10 protein-coding genes and 2 pseudogenes are annotated in these 18,082 nt (G+C 59.7%); 10 read left to right on the forward strand and 2 right to left on the reverse strand.

The genetic code is table 11. The features are described 5' to 3' along the window. The first annotated feature begins 228 nt into the window (after nt 1-228). The 5 genes and pseudogenes from ACD590_RS19765 (at nt 229) to ACD590_RS19785 (ending at nt 10,812) form a co-directional block, all read left to right on the forward strand. Entirely contained in the window at nt 229-1,917 is a 1,689-nt protein-coding gene (locus ACD590_RS19765; protein WP_439003212.1) for an ABC transporter ATP-binding protein/permease, read from the forward strand. A 100-nt stretch (nt 1,918-2,017) separates the two neighbouring features. Next, nucleotides 2,018-2,686 (forward strand): CBS domain-containing protein, encoded by a 669-nt coding sequence (locus ACD590_RS19770; protein ID WP_439020944.1) that lies wholly within the window; start codon nt 2,018-2,020, stop codon nt 2,684-2,686. A gap of 404 nt (nt 2,687-3,090) precedes the next feature. Then, the gene (locus tag ACD590_RS19775) at nt 3,091-5,556 is read left to right on the forward strand and encodes a phosphoketolase family protein (RefSeq protein WP_182566436.1); all 2,466 of its coding nucleotides are present in this window, start codon (nt 3,091-3,093) and stop codon (nt 5,554-5,556) included. A 30-nt stretch (nt 5,557-5,586) separates the two neighbouring features. Then, nucleotides 5,587-9,487 (forward strand): annotated as a pseudogene (locus ACD590_RS19780) (GH36-type glycosyl hydrolase domain-containing protein). Between the two features lie 5 nt (nt 9,488-9,492). Then, nucleotides 9,493-10,812, forward strand: a complete 1,320-nt coding sequence (locus tag ACD590_RS19785; RefSeq protein ID WP_439003214.1) for a glucoamylase family protein — start codon at nt 9,493-9,495, stop codon at nt 10,810-10,812. A gap of 259 nt (nt 10,813-11,071) precedes the next feature. Here the strand turns inward: ACD590_RS19785 and ACD590_RS19790 are convergent, their stop codons facing one another. Next, nucleotides 11,072-12,250 carry an acetate/propionate family kinase gene (locus tag ACD590_RS19790; RefSeq protein ID WP_018243723.1) on the reverse strand — a complete coding sequence of 393 codons (1,179 nt, stop codon included), beginning with the start codon at nt 12,248-12,250 and terminating at the stop codon, nt 11,072-11,074. Between the two features lie 36 nt (nt 12,251-12,286). Continuing rightward, a pseudogene (locus tag ACD590_RS19795) lies at nt 12,287-12,847 on the reverse strand (phosphate acyltransferase); the annotation flags it as partial. 958 nt (nt 12,848-13,805) lie between these two features. Between ACD590_RS19795 and ACD590_RS19800 the strand changes: the two are divergent. From ACD590_RS19800 to ACD590_RS19820, 5 genes are read left to right on the forward strand one after another with little or no spacing between them, the layout of a single operon-like run. Then, nucleotides 13,806-14,306, forward strand: coding sequence for an NADH-quinone oxidoreductase subunit J family protein (locus tag ACD590_RS19800; RefSeq protein ID WP_017961909.1), 501 nt, complete (start codon nt 13,806-13,808; stop codon nt 14,304-14,306). Further along, a complete protein-coding gene (nuoK, locus tag ACD590_RS19805) occupies nt 14,306-14,608 on the forward strand; it encodes an NADH-quinone oxidoreductase subunit NuoK (protein ID WP_017961910.1) in 303 nt (100 codons plus the stop codon). The genes ACD590_RS19800 and nuoK overlap by 1 nt, the downstream gene beginning before the upstream one ends. A 4-nt stretch (nt 14,609-14,612) precedes the next feature. Then, nucleotides 14,613-16,076 carry a monovalent cation/H+ antiporter subunit D family protein gene (locus ACD590_RS19810; protein ID WP_018243726.1) on the forward strand — a complete coding sequence of 488 codons (1,464 nt, stop codon included), beginning with the start codon at nt 14,613-14,615 and terminating at the stop codon, nt 16,074-16,076. Next, nucleotides 16,073-16,327 carry a hypothetical protein gene (locus ACD590_RS19815; protein ID WP_439003215.1) on the forward strand — a complete coding sequence of 85 codons (255 nt, stop codon included), beginning with the start codon at nt 16,073-16,075 and terminating at the stop codon, nt 16,325-16,327. Before ACD590_RS19810 ends, ACD590_RS19815 begins: the two co-directional genes overlap by 4 nt. Beyond that, nucleotides 16,320-18,080, forward strand: a complete 1,761-nt coding sequence (locus ACD590_RS19820; RefSeq protein WP_018446422.1) for a Na(+)/H(+) antiporter subunit D — start codon at nt 16,320-16,322, stop codon at nt 18,078-18,080. The genes ACD590_RS19815 and ACD590_RS19820 overlap by 8 nt, the downstream gene beginning before the upstream one ends. Nucleotides 18,081-18,082 lie beyond the last annotated feature (2 nt).

Here is an 18,082-nt window from a genome sequence, read left to right on the forward strand (position 1 = left end):
CGTATGTCTGTTGATGCGCGACCTCGCCGTGGAGGCGATCCTCATTGCCGATTCATCGCCGACGACGTCACAGGAAGTGTGAGCAGGCCGCCGGTTGAGGGAGTATATTGGTCAGATTATCCCGCAGATCTTCACTTTACGGCCTTCTCATAGACGTTCGGTTTTGGCGCTGCCCAACGACTAAGAGGCCATTCCTACTTTTAACTCGAGCTTGCCAAAAGGGATGCCATGGACACGCGACAAATTCCCTTCAAGGTGACCGCCGTTCGCTTCGTACGAGCGGTCAGGGTCTTCATGACATCGGAGGTCGGCAGCAAAGCTGGCTTGATGTTTGCCGGGCTCGTGGCGCTCTTATTCGCGCTCAGCAGCCTGAACGTCGTCAACAGTTACGTCGGCCGTAACTTCATGACCGCGATCGCCAATCGCGAAACGCCCGAATTCATCCGGCAGGCAATATTCTATATCGGGGTCTTTGCGGCATTCACCATCGTCGCGGTCGTCTCCCGGTTCATTGAGGAACGCCTTGCGCTGCTCTGGCGGGAATTCCTCACCCGGCGGGCCATCAATCTCTATCTCGCCGACAGGGCTTATTATCAGCTGGATGTATCGGGACAGCTTAGCCACCCCGACCAGCGGATCACTGAGGACATGCGTGTATTCACGGTCACTACGCTGTCCTTCGTCCTGATGGTACTCAACAGCAGCCTCACAATCATAGCCTTTTCCGGTGTGCTGTGGTCGATAAGTCCCCTGCTGTTTGTGGTGGCCGTTCTGTATGCCGCTTGCGGGTCGTACCTGACGATCGCGCTTGGGCGACCGCTCATCAAACTCAACTACGATCAACTCGACAAAGAGGCCAGCTTCCGCTCCGACCTAATTCAAGTTCGAGAAAACGCCGAATCCATTGTGCTGGCGCATTGCGAAGAACAGCAGAGCTTTCGTCTACTGCAGCGACTCGAGGATGCGGTCACCAATTTTCGCAAAGTCACCGCGATCAATCGCAACGTGGGATTCTTCACCACGGGTTACAACTGGCTGATCCAAATCATTCCCGCCTTAATCATTGCTCCTGCCTACATGAGAGGGGACATCGACTTCGGCGTGATCACCCAGTCCGGCGCAGCTTTCGCAATGCTGGTGGGAGCTTTTTCGCTGATCATAACCCAGTTCCAGTCCATCTCGACGTTCGCTGCGGTCGTGGCGCGGCTTAGCTCGCTGATGGAGGCTACAGAACAGGTACGAGCACCCGCAGGATCAGGTATCGCGATTGTCGAAGAAAAAGGGCGTCTGGCCTATGAGACGTTGACTCTGCTGTCATCGGCGAGCGAAGTTCCTGTCGTCAAAGACTTGTCGGTTTCGATCCCCATCGGGATGCGTGTCTTGATCACGGGGCCGGCTCAAGCTGCACGCGTCGCGCTGTTTAGAGCGACAGCCGGCATTTCCTTCAAGGGCTCCGGGCGCATCATTCGCCCAGGTCCCGACGATATACTCTTTCTCCCTCAGCGGCCTTATCTGCCGACAAGCACGCTGCACCAGATTCTCGTACGCAACGTACGCTCGAGCAAAATCCCCGACGACCGCATCATCCAGCTCCTGCACGAGCTCAATCTCGAACGGGTGCTAGCACAGGCGGGCGGGCTACATGCCGAGAAGGATTGGGAAATGTTGCTTTCGCTGCAGGAGCAGCAACTCCTCGCACTCGTCAATATTCTTCTCGCGGCCCCGCAGTTCGTCTTCCTGGATCGAATCGACACGACGCTCGGTCTCGAACAATTTCCCAGGATCCTGCAGATACTTTCTGAAAATTCGATCACCTGCATCAACAACGCGGAAACTGACGTCCTGCGCGATTGCCACGATGCGGTGTTGGAATGCGGTGAGGATGGCAGCTGGACATGGACGGTGAACCGCGCCTGAGACAGGGCGCGGCAACGCCGTTAATTTGGTTGTCGTACACCCACAACAGGTTTAATTTAGCAAATCCTCGTTGCCCTCTTTGGGGGAAGGTCGTGCGGAGATGCTAGTCAAAGAAGTGATGACCACGAAGCTTGTCGGTGTATCACCGGATAACAGCGTTCGGCGAGCCGCCGAAATCATGCTCGCAAATCAGGTTAGTGGCGTCCCGGTCATCGACGATGCGGGTCGCCTGATCGGGATACTCAGTGAAGGTGATCTGCTGCGGAGAACGGAGTTAGGAGGGGCAGCCGCCGCCGAGCTCGGAACGTTTGCCCTTACCGCCGAAGAGAAAGCCACGGCTTACGTCAAGAGCAACGCGTGGAAAGTTGCCGACGTCATGAGCCGCGACCCGGTCGTCGTAGGCGAGGACACGTCTCTGGGCCAGGTCTCAGCCTTGATGCAGAAACACCGGATAAAACGTATTCCCGTGATGAGAGATGGCGTGCCGATTGGCATCATCAGTCGTGCAGATCTGCTGAAGGCGATCGTTGCTGCCGATCGTGATGAAACCGCACCAGGTGACGAGGCCATCCGTCGCAGCATTGCGATACGCCTCAGCGAAAATTCAAGTCTTCTAGGAAAAGACATGGCCGTAATGGTTACTGACGGTGTGGCCCACCTGTGGGGAAGCATCGACACGGAGGAATGCAAGAGGGCAGCGCGCGTCGCTGCCGAAAGTGTCAGGGGCGTGACGCGAGTGGTTGAACACTTCTCCGGCGATCGTCCGTGAGAGTCAGCGGGCTCTTTGCCATCGGCTTCGGATTAAACCTCAGACACCTTCGAATTTGACTGTGCTTCAGACGCGTTTCGTGAGTATTAGCTCTTACGCATAGACAGCCTGGCACGAAGCCGTTTTTGACGGCAGGGCGATACATAGGAGCTGGAGGCATTGGTGATGGACCGCCGCAACGGCGTGCCAGCGCCTTAGGCTGATTGAAACGGGCACCATATCGCATATTCGGTCGATAACGATCGCGGGGCAGACTATGCCTCGCGCTTAGCATTCCTTCCGCCAAGCATCGCACCGCCCTCTTCAATCGCTGGCATTTAAAAACTCCTGGCATTTAAAAACTCGACGATTTCTCGCCTTGGAAGATCTTACCGTAGCAATCTGGGCTCAGAGGAGGAGATACCATGGTTTCGCTCAAGACGACTGGAGACGCAAAGGTCGCCATACACAAGAAGATAGCAACGGGCGGCCCCCTTTCGAAAAAAGAATTACAGTCGATGGACGCCTATTGGCGGGCATCGAACTATCTGTCGGTGGGTCAGATCTATCTTCTCGACAATCCGCTGCTGAAAAAACCATTGAAACGCGAGCATATAAAGCCACGGCTGCTTGGCCATTGGGGCACGTCGCCGGGCTTGAACATGCTTTACGTGCACCTCAACCGCGTGATCAAACGCGATGATCTTGAAATGATCTACGTCATCGGACCGGGACATGGCGGACCGTCGCTGGTTGCGCACGCCTATCTCGAAGGCACCTACAGCGAAGTCTATCCCAATATCGGCCAAGACGACGAAGGCATGAAGAAGCTGTTCAAGCAGTTCAGCTTCCCCGGCGGCATCCCCAGCCATGTTGCGCCGGAAACCCCCGGCAGCATCCACGAGGGCGGCGAGCTGGGCTATGCCCTTAGCCACGCCTACGGGGCGGCGTTCGACAACCCGGATCTGATTGTCGCTTGCGTTGTCGGCGACGGGGAAGCCGAAACGGGGCCGCTTGCGACGGGATGGCACGGCAACAAGTTCCTCAATCCGGCTCGCGACGGCTGCGTGCTGCCGATCCTGCATCTGAACGGCTACAAGATCGCCAACCCGTGCTTCCTGGCCCGCATTCCCCGTGAAGAGCTAAGGAAATTCTTCGAAGGCATGGGTTACACGCCATATTTCGTCGAAGGCAGTGACCCAGAAAGCGTGCACCAGCAATTGGCCGGCGTGCTCGACACAGCAGTGACGGATATCCAGGAAATATGGGCAGCAGCCCGCACCAAGGGCAACGTGAAACGTCCGATGTGGCCGATGATCGTTTTCCGCACGCCGAAAGGCTGGACCTGCCCCCCCGAGATCGACGGTAAGAAGTGCGAGGACTACTGGCGGGCGCACCAGGTGCCGATGGGCGACATGGACAAGTTGGAGCACATCCAAATTCTGCAGGAATGGATGAAGAGCTACCGCCCAGAGGAACTGTTTGACGACAATGGCCGCTTCAAGCCAGAGCTGGCGGCGCTGGCCCCCGTGGGGCATCGTCGGATGAGCGACAATCCGCATGCCAATGGTGGATTGCTGTTGCGGGACCTGAAGATGCCCGACTTCCGCGACTACGCAGTCTCCGTTCCAAGGCCCGGGCAAACCCACACCGAGGCGGCGCGGGTGATGGGTAAGTTTCTCCGTGATATCATGAAGATGAACATGGACAGCAAGAACTTCCGACTGTTCAGCCCCGATGAGAACAACTCCAATCGCTGGCAGGATGTATTGGAGGTCACCGACCGCTGCTACATGGCGGAGATCTATCCGGAAGATGATCATCTGTCGCCCGATGGCAGAGTGATGGAGGTGCTCAGCGAGCATCAATGCCAAGGTTGGCTGGAAGGTTACCTGCTGACCGGCCGGCATGGCTTCTTTTCCTGCTATGAAGCTTTCATCCATATCATCGACTCGATGTTCAACCAGCACGCCAAATGGCTGAAGGTGTGCAACGACATTCCATGGCGGCGATCGGTCGCCTCGCTTAACTACTTCCTGAGTTCCCACGTCTGGCGGCAAGACCACAATGGCTTTAGCCATCAGGACCCGGGGTTCATCGATCACGTGGTCAACAAGAAGGCGGAGGTTGTCCGGGTCTATCTGCCGCCGGACGCCAATACATTGCTCTCGGTGACGGATCACTGCTTGCGCAGCCGCAACTACGTCAACGTCGTTGTCGCAGGCAAGCAGCCCGCCCCGCAGTGGCTCACGATGGATCAGGCCATCAAGCATTGCAGCGAGGGTCTCGGCATTTGGGAATGGGCAAGCAACGACAAGGGAAGTGAGCCAGACGTCGTGATGGCATGTTGTGGCGATGTTCCAACAGTTGAGACGCTGGCGGCAGTCGAGCTGATCCGGGAGCACCTGCCGGAACTGAAAGTTCGCGTCATCAACGTGGTGAACCTGATGAAACTTCAACCGCCATCCGAGCATCCACACGGGCTGCCGGATCGCGATTTCGATGCACTGTTCACCAAGAACAAGCCGATCATCTTCGCCTTCCACGGCTATCCGTGGCTCATTCACCGGCTCACCTACCGCCGTACCAATCACGGCAATCTACACGTCCGCGGCTACAAGGAAGAAGGAACGACGACGACGCCGTTCGACATGGTGGTCCTGAATGAAATGGACCGTTTCCATCTGGTCGAGGACGTCATCGACCGGCTGCCGCAACTCGGTGCGCGCGCTGCCTATTTCAAACAGGCAATTCGCGAGAAGCTGATCGAACACAGGCAATACATCGAGAAATACGGCGACGACATGCCAGCAATCAGCGGCTGGAAATGGGGCTCGAAAGGCCAGCCGGTAAGGTCCCAAAGAACCTCGACCGAAGGGGATAATGCTTGAGCGGCGGCGTCCAATCGAACGGAGGTTCCAGTGGCAACGAGCACGTCCGACGCAGCACGACATGACAATATCGCGGAGCCGGCGAATCCCGGCTCCGCGGTCGCCTTGCTTTCCAACGATCGGTATAGTGTGCTGGTCACGGCCGCCGGGGCCGGTTACGGAATGTGGCAAGGCCTTGACATTACCCGGTGGCGCGAGGACAGCACCCGCGATTGCTGGGGCCAATTTTGTTATATCAGGGATCTGACGGACAACGATCTCTGGTCCATCGGAAAGCAGCCAATATTTCGCCCTTTAAATGTCTACAAGCACGCCTTTCACGGAGACAGGGCCGAATTTGTCTGTCACGCCGGTGACATTGAAATCGTCTCGAAGATCTGTGTCGCGTCCGATGTGGACGCGGAGGTGCGTGTGCTCATGATCATGAATCATGAATCATGGTACACGGGAACGAACCCTCGAACTGACAAGCTATGCCGAGGTCTGCCTGATCAATCGTCGCGCGGATATGGCGCATCCGGGTTTTGCCAAGCTATTTATAGAAACCCGGTTTGACGAGGCGACAGGCGCTCTGTTTGCCCGCCGCAGGCCACGTGCTGCCGGGGAGAAAGCCACTTGGGCAGTTCACGTTTCCTCATCGAACGTGCCGTCTGCCGAAGCGGCCGAATATGAAACCGATCGGCTGAGATTTCTTGGCCGAGGCCGGACGATAACCAACCCCTCGGTATTCGACGTGGGCGCATCGCTCTCCGGAACAACCGGCCCTGTCCTCGACCCGATTTTCTGTCTGCGGCGAACGGTTCGTCTGGCGCCAGGCGCCGACGCGCGCGTCGCCTTTGTCACAGGAGCGGCAGACGATCAGTCGGCCGTGCAGCGCATCGCCGAGAGATACGCCAAGTTCGACGCGGTCGAACGAGCTTTCTCCGATGCGTCAAGGAAATACGAAAGTGAGCTCCGGACACTGAACCTGAAGCCCGACGATATCTCGCTGTTCAATCGGCTGGCCGGGAGCGTCGCATTTGCGAACCAGGCCATGCGGCAGGCGCCCGTTATCCCGAGAGATCGATGGGATCAAGCGGCCCTCTGGGCTCAAGGTATCTCCGGCGACCTCCCGATCGTGCTGGTCCGCGCGGATGGCGATGGGGATCATGCGCTCGTTCGCCAGGTGACGATGGGCCATGATTTCGCTCGACGGAGGGGCTTGAGATTTGACCTGATCCTGCTTGACGGGGGTGGTGCAGAAAGCGCCAAGCGGCTGGCCGAAAAGCTGCAATCAGGCCCGCAAGCGGACATGATCGGCAAACCCGGCGGAATCTTTATCCTTTCCGAGCCCGGTACCGAAAGCGACCACCTGGCGACCATCGCCGCGGCGGCGCGCATCGCTCTGCTGGGAACCGGCGGTGAACTCAGCGATCAACTCAACCGGCCCTTCCCGGCCACGTCACCTCTTTCGCCCACCATCACCACTGGGCTGAGCGAGCAACCCACAGCCCCTCCGCCTAAACCAGCCGAGGATTTGCAATACTGGAATGGGTTCGGCGGCTTCACAGCCGATGGACAGGAGTATGTGGTGCACGTGAGCGCGCTGAAACCCCAAGCCGCCGCCCTGCCGCCTGCGCCTTGGAGCAACGTGATCGCAAACCCGCATTTTGGCTGTCTGACGACTGAAGCCGGTCTCGGCTACACATGGTCGGAGAATAGCCAGATGAACCGGCTAACACCGTGGTCGAACGACCCGGTTACGGATGCGCCGGGCGAAGTCCTCTATTTGCGGGATGAGGAAACCGGAGATATCTGGACGCCGACACCCCTGCCCATCGGTCCTGGTGCGGCGGTGACCGTTCGACACGGCCAAGGCTACAGCCGTTATATCGGTCACTGCCGTCACCTCGATCAAGAGCTGACGGTCTCCGTTTCACTCAACGATCCGGTCAAGATCATTCGTCTCAGGCTTACTAACAATGATGTTCGGGCTCGGCACGTCACCGCAACCTATTTCGCTGAGTGGGTACTTGGGACCCACCGCGAAGACGCGGCGACGCGGATTGTCTGCACGCGGGATACGCGGTCGGGCGCCATCGTCGCCAGAAACCCCTGGGGCGGAGCCTTTGCCGGGAAGCTGGCTTTCGCAGCCGCCAGTCAGCCGGCGCGCTCGGCGACATCTGACCGCGCGGAGTTTCTTGGCAACTATGGTTCCGTATTTCAGCCAGCGGCTATGCTGCGAGCCAATCTTGTAGAACGGTTCGGTCCATTGCTGGATCCCTGCGCTGCGCTGATGGTGGATATCTCCTTGTCACCCGGCGAAAGCAGAGAAATCGTCTTTGTCTTGGGAGAGACTACCGACCTCGATGAAGTCCGCAGGCTGGTCCACGAGCATGCCGACTCCGAGCGTGCGGTCAGTAGCCTGTCGGCTGTTGTCCGCCAGTGGGACGATATTCTAAACTCGATCCAGGTGACCACGCCCGATGTCGGGATGAACTTGATGATGAACCGCTGGTTGCTGTACCAGGTTCTGGCGTGCCGTGTCTGGGCGCGTACATCCAATTATCAGTCCGGAGGCGCTTACGGCTTCAGGGATCAGCTCCAGGACGTGATGGCTCTGGTCTACAGCGCTCCGAGCGAGGCCCGCTCCCAGATCCTGCGATCGGCAGCACGGCAATTTGAGGAGGGGGACGTCCAGCACTGGTGGCATCCTCCATCCGGTATCGGCGTGCGTACCCGGATCACCGATGACCTCTATTTCTTGCCTCTGGTCGTTCACCACTACGTGTCCACGACGGGCGACGTTCAACTGCTTGATGAGATGGTTCCCTTCATCACGTCGCCGGTGTTGAAAGAAGACCAGGAGGAAGACTTCAGCCAGCCGGCGACCAGCGAACAGTCCGGCTCCATCTACGAGCATTGCATCCGTGCGCTGGAGCATGGCTATCGATTGGGCAGCCACGACCTTCCTCTCATGGGAACCGGTGACTGGAACGACGGCATGAACAAGGTCGGCGCCGAAGGCAAGGGAGAGAGCGTCTGGAACGGCTGGTTCTTCCTCACGGTCCTGAAATCATTTGCCGAGATTTCAGTGTCGCGTGGAGATCAAAGCAGAGCCGCCTGGTGCCGCGAGCGAGTCGAGGCGCTGCGCACAGCCCTTGAGGCCAACGCCTGGGACGGTGGTTGGTATCGCCGGGCCTATTTTGACGATGGCACGCCGCTCGGGTCGGACCTGAACGACGAATGCCAGATCGACGCCATCCCGCAGGCCTGGGCTGTCATTTCGGGCGAAGCCGATGCTGGACGAGCTTCAAACGCGATGCGTGCGGTCCACGACCGGCTGGTACGCCAAGAGGACAAGCTGATCAAACTCTTCGACCCGCCTTTTGACGAAGGCTTGCTACAGCCCGGCTACATCAAGGGCTATGTCCCGGGCATCCGTGAAAATGGCGGCCAATACACGCATGCGGCAACCTGGGTTGTCTGGGCGACCGCTTTGCAAGGCGACGGCGATCTCACCTTAAAGCTTTGGAACCTGATCAATCCGATTTGTCATGGCGCCACGCGAGATCAAGTCGAACGCTACAAGGTGGAACCATATGCGGTCAGCGCCGATATCTATGGCGCGCCGCCACACACTGGGCGCGGTGGATGGACCTGGTACACCGGATCGGCCAGCTGGTTCTACCGCGTAGCGCTCGAGGCAATCCTCGGCTTTCGCCAGCAAGGGCCGTTTCTGCGGTTCGAGCCGTGCGTTCCGGCAGGCTGGCCGGCCTATGAGATCGCATACCGATATGGATCAGCGACCTACCGCATCCGTTTCGACAACGCGAAGGGCATCGGCCGAGGCGTGCACTCCGTCACCCTGGACGGTGAACCAGTCGCGAACGAAGCCGTCTCGCTCGTGGATGACGGACGCATACATAACGTCCACATCATAGTTGGTTAGCGGCCATGCCCGAAATGCTCTCAACCGACGCTGATCTCGACCGCATGCCAACGGACCAGGACCTCGCTCGGCTGCAATTCACCACTCTTTTGTACTATCTCCAATGCACAAACCCGGACAACGGCCTGGTGCGCGACAAGACAGAACCGAACGCCCCGGCAAGCATCGCGGCGATCGGCATGGCGTTGGCGACCATCCCCGTGGTTGTAGAACGCGGCGTCCTCATCCGCGAATTTGCGGCAAAGATCACCCGCAATCGCTTGAGATACCTGATGGCATGCCCGCAGGGGCCGGAGCCGGATTCATCCGGCTACAAAGGGTTTTTTTATCACTTCCTAGACATCGAAACGGGGCGCCGGGTTTGGCAATGCGAGTTGTCGACAATCGACTCGGCTTTCCTGTTCGCGGGTGCCTTGACCGTTGCCACCTACTTTGATGGCGACACGGCCGCTGAGGCTGAAATCCGCCAGCTCGCGATGGCGCTTTACGAGCGCGCCGACTGGAATTGGGCCTGCGATGACGGTGCAACTTTAACGCATGGCTGGCGTCCAGAGAGTGGCTTCATCCCCTATCGGTGGCGTGGCTATGATGAAGGCCTGCTGCTCTACATCATTGGTCTGGGATCCCCAACTCACCCTTTGCCGCCCGAGTGCTATGCCACCTACACTGAAACCTACGAATGGCGGAATATCTACGGCCGCGAATTGTTGTATTCAGGACCGCTTTTTACCCATCAACTGTCGCACATGTGGATAGACTTTCGAGGCATCCGCGATGCGTTCATGCGCCACCATGACACCGACTATTTCGAAAACAGTCGGCATGCGACATATATCCAGCAACAATACGCAATCCGCAACCCGATGAACTTTGTAGGGTATGGCGAACATTGTTGGGGGTTCACCGCATGCGACGGCCCGGGTTGGGGCAAGCGGACGATAGCTGGGGTCGATCGGGAGTTCTTCGACTACGTTGCCCGCGGGGCTCCTTTCGGACCTGACGATGGGACTATCGCGCCATGGGTCGTTGTCGCCTCGCTGCCGTTCGCGCCGGAGATTGTCGTGCCAACTGTCCGCAACTTTGCGCGGATGAAGCTCGGCATGACGCGGCTTTACGGCTTCAAACCGTCGTTTAACCAGACATATGCGGTGGAAAACAGTCAAGCCGGATGGTGGGTAAGCCCTTATCACTTCGGCATCGACCAAGGACCGGTGGTGCTGATGATCGAAAACTATCGGACCGGCTTGCTCTGGAACATCATGCGCCAATGCAAGCCCATCGTGACCGGGTTGAGACGTGCGGGATTTTCAGGGGGCTGGCTTTAGATTGGATGCCGCTTGGATTCTATCGCCTCACGCCCGCGGATGCCAACTCTCGCCTTCGTTGTCAATTGGTATCTTCCGGGCATGCGAAGGCGAGCTGGATTACTTCAACTTGGCGGGATCAAGGGGTCGGCGGCTGTATTGTTCGCCGCATGCTCAGTCGACAATATGATAGCCGCCGTCCACATAGAGCTCCTACCCAGTGATTGGGCGCGCGGCGCTTCTCGGGCCGAAAGGGTTGATCATGCGCATTACATCGGTTTCAGGGTGCTGTTATGAGTGCAAGCGTGTGGCGGGCGATCATCAGTTCCTCATCCGTCGGCAGGACGTAGAGCGCGACGCGGCTCGCAGAAGTGGAAATGAGCACCGCGCCCGCTTCGTTGGCCGCGGGATCGAGTTCGGCTCCCAGCCAGGCAAGCCGTTCGGCGATGCGAGCGCGGATTGGCGGCGAATTCTCCCCGACGCCAGCCGTAAAGACGAAAGCGTCAAGACCTCCAAGCGCGGCGGCAAGCATGCCGGCACTGAGCGCACAGCGATGGACGAAGTGATTGATGGCGAGGGCCGCACGCGGGTCATCGCTGGCAAGAAGATCGCGCATGTCGGCCGAAATGCCTGACAGCCCCTTCAGACCGGACGCCCTGTAGAGAAGGTCCGTAACCTCCCCCATGGTCATTCCTCTGTGATCGAGCAGGTATAGCACGATGCCGGGATCCATCTGGCCCGGGCGGGTGCTCATCGGCAAGCCATCGAGTGCCGTGAAGCCCATCGTAGTCTCAAGGCTGCGTCCGTCCTTCAGCGCGCACATGGACGCACCGCTGCCGAGGTGGGCAACTATGATGCGTCCACCGGCGATTCCGGGCGCGACTTCGGCCAACCGCTCGGCAATGTATTCGTAGGACAGGCCATGAAAGCCGTATCGTCGTACTCCGTGCTCGTAGTAGTCCCAGGGCAAGGCGTAGCAATCCGTATGCGGGGCGTGGCCGCGATGGAAAGCGGTGTCGAAACAGGCGACCTGCGGCACATCCGGATTGATTTCCATCGCGAGGCGGATCGGCGCGAGGTTGTTCGGCTGGTGCAGCGGAGCAAGCTCCTGGAAAGTCGCAAGCTTGTCGAGTGTGTCGCGGTCTATGAGGATCGGTTTCGCATAGTCCGGGCCGCCATGAACGACGCGATGACCAGTGGCACGGAGCGTGAAACCCTTAAGGGTCAGCAACCACGCACGGATTTCAGCGATTGCCGCCGGCAGGTGGTCGACTACGTCTGGCGCATATCGACGATCAACCAGGACCGTTCCGTCGGCGGCGCTCGCCGCTAGACGGGGCCGTACTCCGATGCCATCGATCTGGCCGCGAATGCGGCAATTGGGGCCGGTGTCGGCGATCTCGAAGATCTGGAACTTTAGGCTTGACGAGCCGGCGTTGACGACAAGGATCGCGTCCATGGTTCAGGCCGCCACTTGTGTCACACGCCGCCGGGCGGCGGAATGGATCACCACACGGGGCTGACCGAGCCCGACCGTCGTCCAGAGGTCGATTGCATTCTGCACGATGTCGCGTTTAACATCGAGGTCGGGAGAGATGTTGATCGCCGCGTCGGTGATGAAGAGCGTGTCGGCGTGGTCAGGCACATCCATCACGAAGATATGGCTGACGCGGCGTTCGGTGCGCAGGCCGGTGGCGGGGGCCGTGACGTCGCGCATCAGTTCGTCCGTATGGAGGCTGCCCTTCATGAGGAACTCGCCCTTTCCCTCTCGTACCAGGACGACTGCCTTCGCCGCAGCGGCGTGGCTATTTGGAACGTCGACGATTTCGTGCTCTTTCAGATCAAGCCCATTCTCCGCGGCCACCGTCTGAATTCTTGCGGCGGGCTCCACCAGGACCGGTACGATCAGTCTGTTCTCGGCGTCAAGCGCGCCCTGCAATGACGTCTCGTCGCAGGGATGCGCCACGATCGTGACGGCAGGCGCAACCTCCCGTGCAGCGGCAATCAGTCGGTCGTATTTTGATTGTTCAGGTTTGGTCGTGGAAAGGTCGGTCATTGGGAAGCTCCCTCTGCTTCGATCAGGATGCGTTGCGAACGCGAGCGCTCTTGCTTGCCGGTCCGCGGACTGGGTTGCTGCCGAATTCCTCCTTGCCGAGGCTGAACAGCTCGGCCACACGATCGAGGCAATCGGCTCCCGCCGGCTTCCAACGCCCGACGACACCAGCAGCTCGCGCAGGGCCTCGAAGGCCTTTCGGCGCTCGTCCATGTCCGCCGGCAGGAGTGCCGGAATTGTCCCAAGGACCCGGGCTCGTCGATCAAGAGGACGAAATACTGTTCTCGCATCATCGTCTTGAACCCAGCCAGCGTCAATCGACCTGCGCTGGCACGACTTTCGTAGCCGAGGCGCAAGGGGTGGGGATGCCGCATCGGCCACCGGCGGCGTAATGGCCGCCCGGACGGCTGGCTAGGCAAAGACGCGGTAGTTCGCGAGATTGATCTCCGAAAGTCGGGCCGCAGCGGCGGAGCGATGTTCGTCCTCGATCTCATTGCCGGCGGCCCTACGGGCATGCGTGTTTGCCAGCGGCTTCCAATAAGCAATCGATCCAGTGACTCGATTGCCCGCCGAGCGGGCTGCTCCACGAGGAGCGTTTTGTTTTTTGGAGGGAAAGATTTGGTTGCGGGGGCCTGAAGCCACAGCGACTTGTAACTTCGGCGGAACAGCCGGTGTTATTTGGAAGAAATTTCCCACTACGCCGTAACAAAACGTCGGTACCGACCGGCTCAAGCCATTTGCCTATGGAACAATAAAATCGGTACGGCGCTATCGAAAGCGCGCGCTTCGCAAGCGACCTTCGCCACATCCGGACCGACCCGGTCTTGCTCCGCCAATGACAATAATCTTGTGAAAAATCCGATTTTAGGGCACAATTTTTGAACGCATCGGAAGTTGCGGCGCAATCTCAAATCCGGCCGTCTCGCGCCGGGTAGCAGTTCGCGTCGGAGGGTCGGCGTCGATGGATCAGGGGTTCTTTCTTCTGTTCGCTACGGTGTCCGTGATCACCGCCTTGACGCTGGTCATGGCGCGCAATCCGGTTCACAGCGCATTGGCATTGATGGCGTGCTTCCTGCAGATATCGGCAATCTTCGTCTTGCTCGAGGCGCCGCTGCTCGCGGTCATCCAGATCTTTGTCTATGTCGGCGCGATTATGGTCCTGTTCGTCTTCGTGATCATGATGATCGATGTGCGCGAAGCGGTCTTGCAACGGTTCTTGCCGGGCGGCAACATGGCGGCTCTGGTGTTGCTCGTCCTGCTTGGGATCGAGATGGTTGCGCTGGTGCTCTGGAGCGGCCGCTTTTCGCTCACGCAGCCCGTCACCGTGCGCGGTGGCGATCAGGTCAGGCAGCTCAGCACAACGCTGTTCGCCGACTATCTCCTGCCGTTTGAAGTTGCGTCCGTCATCCTGCTGGCCGCCCTGATCGGGGCCATCGTGCTGGCGCAGAAGGAGCAGCGGTGATGGTTCCGCTCTGGTGGTATATTTTGCTCGGAGTGGCGCTGTTCGTGATCGGAGCGGCGGGCGTGCTGCTCAGGCGCAACATTCTGGTCGTGCTGATGTCGCTGGAGCTGTTGCTCAACTCGGTCAACATCAATTTCATCGCTTTCGGGCGTTACTACGCCGATTTCCGCGGTCAGATTTTCGCGATCTTCGTCATCGCAATCACCGCGGCGGAGGTTGCCGTCGCCCTCGGAATCCTGGTCGCCCTCGTGAGGAACAAATCTACCCTCAAGGTCGACGACGTGACCATGATGAAAGGATAGAGGCTTGGACCCGGTGGTATCGATCCGGCCGCTACTTGCCGTCGCCGTCGCGGGCCTGGCGGCCCTTGCAGTTCTTCTCCTGAACAACCGCGAGAAACTCCGCGATATCGTCTCGCCATTGGCGGCAATCGCCATGTTCGCAATTGTCGTCTCGATGGCGCCCACGGTGCTGGCGGGCGGGACGGTCGAATTGCGCCTGTTTGAGGTTCTGCCGGGGATTGACTTGGCTTTCCGGGTCGATGCGCTCGGCATGGTGTTTGCCACCGTCTCGTCGCTGCTGTGGATTGTCGCGGCGATCTATTCCATCGGCTACATGCGGCACTTGAACGAGCATGCGCAGACCCGGTTCTTCGCCTGCTTTGCCGCCAGTCTCGCGGCAGCGGTCGGAGGCGCCTTCGCCGCCAATCTGTTCACGCTGGTAATCTTCTACGAGATGCTCACCCTCGTTACCTATCCGCTCGTTTACCACCACGAAGACGAAGAGGGATGGATGGGCAGCCGCAAGTACCTGGTCTATTTGATGGGAGCGTCAAAGAGCGTGCTTCTCGCCGCGCTGGCGCTGACCTACCACATTGCGGGATCGCTCGACTTTGTCACGGGGGGCCTGCTGGCAGGGAGCGATGCTTCGGCGGCGCTGCTGACAGTCGTCTATTTCTGCTACCTCTTCGGCTTCGCCAAGGCTGCGGTGATGCCGATGCACGCATGGCTGCCTGCCGCGATGGTGGCGCCGACACCGGTCAGTGCGCTCCTGCATGCCGTGGCCGTGGTCAAGATGGGCGTGTTTTGCGTGCTGCGGTTGGTGTTCCATGTGTTCGGCACGGGGCTGGTGGACGGGCTAGGACTGGGCATCGCCACGGCCTATCTGGTCTCGTTCACGATTCTGATGGCGTCGGTCTACGCCCTGACGCGGGACGACCTGAAGGCGCGGCTCGCCTATTCGACGGTCAGCCAGCTCTCCTACATCGTGCTGGGCGCGGTTCTGCTCTCGCCGGTCGCGATGGTCGGCGGGATCATCCACATCGCGGCGCATGCATTCTCAAAGATCACACTATTTTTCTGCGCCGGGTCGATCTATTGCGCGTCTGGCAAGCGCAACATCAGCGACATGGCTGGTATCGGCCGCCGGTTGCCCTGGACGATGGGGGCGTTCTTCGTCGGCTCACTCAGCATGATCGGCGTGCCACCGACTGCGGGGTTCGTGAGCAAGTGGTATCTGGCGCGAGGCGCGGTGGAGGCGGGGGAAATCGCGTTCCTGATCGTGCTCCTAGCGAGTTCGGTCCTCAACGCCGCTTATTTCCTGCCGGTCAGCTATGTCGCCTTTTTCGGGACGGAGGCGCAAGGGAGCCCGGCAACGGTCCGTGAAATTCCGATGGTGACGATCCCGCTAGTTGCGACCGCCATCCTGTCGGTGGCGATGGGCATCTTCCCCGACTATTTCGTCGCCTTGGCGGAAGGAGTTGTCAGGTGATAAAGCGCTTTGTCGATTTCTTTGGCGACGGAAAGTATGCGACCGAACGGCGTCGGCTTCTCTATCTGGTGCTCGTCCTGATCGTCATCGCCGACTTCCTGGTGCCGCGCGAACACGCCGAATACCCGTGGGACCGTCTGCCGGGCTGGTCGGCCGTCTACGGCTTCTTATCCTGCGTGCTGCTGATTTTCGTTTCCAAGTTCCTCGGCCATCGGGCTGGGCTCATGCGGCGCGAGGACTATTATGACTGACTTCGTCCATCCCGCCCTGCTGTTCATTCTCGGTGCCCTGCCGATCCCCTTTCTGAACGGGTCCATCCGCAAGGCCTATCTGCTGCTGATCCCGATACTTGCGATCCTCACCGTGCTCACCATGCAGTCAGGCAGCTACGGGGCGGCATCGTTCATCGGGCAGGAAATCCTCATCGCGAAGGTCGACAAGCTGAGCATCGTCTTCGCAACGGTCTTCACCATTATGGCGCTGATCGGAACGGTCTATGCTCTGCACCTGACGCGCCCCGGCCAGCATGTCGCTGCGTTCGTCTATGTCGGCAGCGCGCTTGGCGTGGTTTTCGCCGGCGACTACCTGACCTTGTACCTGTTCTGGGAAGGCATGGCGTTTGCCTCTGCCTATCTGGTTTTCGCCCAGGGCGGCCGACAGGCGATCGCCGCCGGGTTCCGGTATCTCATGGTCCATATCACTGGCGGCGTCGTCCTACTTGGCGGCGTCATTCTCTACGGGCTCTCGACTGGCTCGCTGCTCTTCGGCCCGATCGCAGGCGAGATGGGCGTCGGCGCTTACCTGATCCTTGCCGGGTTCATGCTCAACGCCGCTGTGCCGCCGCTCAACGCCTGGCTGACCGACGCTTACCCGGAGGCGACTGTCACCGGCGCGGTGTTCATGAGCGCCTTCACCACCAAGACCGCCGTCTATGTGCTGGCGCGAGCGTTTCCGGGAACTGAACTTCTCGTTTGGCTCGGCACCGCGATGGCGCTCTACGGCGTCGTCTACGCGGTGCTGGAGAACGACTGCCGGCGGCTACTGGCCTATCACATCGTTAGCCAGGTGGGCTACATGGTGGCGGGCGTCGGCATCGGCACCGAGATGGCGGTGAACGGGGCCACCAGTCATGCCTTCGCACATATCCTCTACAAGGCGCTCTTGTTCATGGGTGCTGGGGCGGTGATTTACGTCACCGGCCGGCGCAAGCTCACCGAGCTTGGTGGGCTCTACAAGACCATGCCGGTGACCGTGGCGCTCTACATGGTTGGCGCTTTCGCGATTTCGGCATTTCCATTCTTCTCGGGCTTCGTCACCAAGTCGATGGTGGTGGCCGCCGCCGGACAGGATCACCGCGCTGTGATGGTGCTCGCGCTGACGATGGCGTCGGCGGGGACGTTCCTGCACACCGGACTGAAGCTGCCGTACTACATGTTCTTTGGCACCGACCGTGGGCTGGAGGCGCGGGAGCCGCCCCGCAACATGCTGGTTGCGATGGGCATGGCGGCGGTGCTCTGCATCGCGATCGGGGTGTTCCCTCAGCCGCTTTACGATCTTCTGCCCTATCCGGTGGACTACGAACCTTACACCGGCGTCCATGTCACCGAAAGCCTTGGCGTGCTGATGTTCACCGCCTTGGGTTTTGTCATATTCCTCAGGGCGCTCGACCCCGAGAACACGATCAGCATCGACACCGATTGGTTCTACCGCAAGGGTGCACGGGTCTTCATGTGGATCGCCGGAAAACCGCTGGCGCGCTACGAGAAGGCGGTGAGCGACGTGTCCGAGACTGCTGTGTTGCCTTTCCTGCATGGGGCGGCGCGAATGGGACTGCGGATCGATGTCACCGGCGTTGACGCCGTCGTGAACGGCGTCGCCCGCTCGATCCTGCGCGGCGGCGGGCGGCTCCGGCGGCTCCAGACCGGCGTCGTGACCCATTACGCGCTGGCGATGATCGCTGGTGTGATCGCAGCCGCCGTGGTCTTCGCCGTGGTATGGCGATAGGG

The organism is Rhizobium sp. 862_C5_N1_2, from assembly GCF_051811205.1.
GTDB lineage: Bacteria > Pseudomonadota > Alphaproteobacteria > Rhizobiales > Rhizobiaceae > Rhizobium > Rhizobium leguminosarum.

Bases quoted from the DNA above. Each gene is read 5' to 3' on its own strand.
- ACD590_RS19765 (WP_439003212.1), top strand. From the start codon at position 229: ATGGACACGCGACAAATTCCCTTCAAGGTGACCGCCGTTCGCTTCGTA.
- ACD590_RS19770 (WP_439020944.1), top strand. From the start codon at position 2,018: ATGCTAGTCAAAGAAGTGATGACCACGAAGCTTGTCGGTGTATCACCG.
- ACD590_RS19775 (WP_182566436.1), top strand. From the start codon at position 3,091: ATGGTTTCGCTCAAGACGACTGGAGACGCAAAGGTCGCCATACACAAG.
- ACD590_RS19785 (WP_439003214.1), top strand. From the start codon at position 9,493: ATGCCCGAAATGCTCTCAACCGACGCTGATCTCGACCGCATGCCAACG.
- ACD590_RS19790 (WP_018243723.1), bottom strand. From the start codon at position 12,250: ATGGACGCGATCCTTGTCGTCAACGCCGGCTCGTCAAGCCTAAAGTTC.
- ACD590_RS19800 (WP_017961909.1), top strand. From the start codon at position 13,806: ATGGATCAGGGGTTCTTTCTTCTGTTCGCTACGGTGTCCGTGATCACC.
- nuoK (WP_017961910.1), top strand. From the start codon at position 14,306: ATGGTTCCGCTCTGGTGGTATATTTTGCTCGGAGTGGCGCTGTTCGTG.
- ACD590_RS19820 (WP_018446422.1), top strand. From the start codon at position 16,320: ATGACTGACTTCGTCCATCCCGCCCTGCTGTTCATTCTCGGTGCCCTG.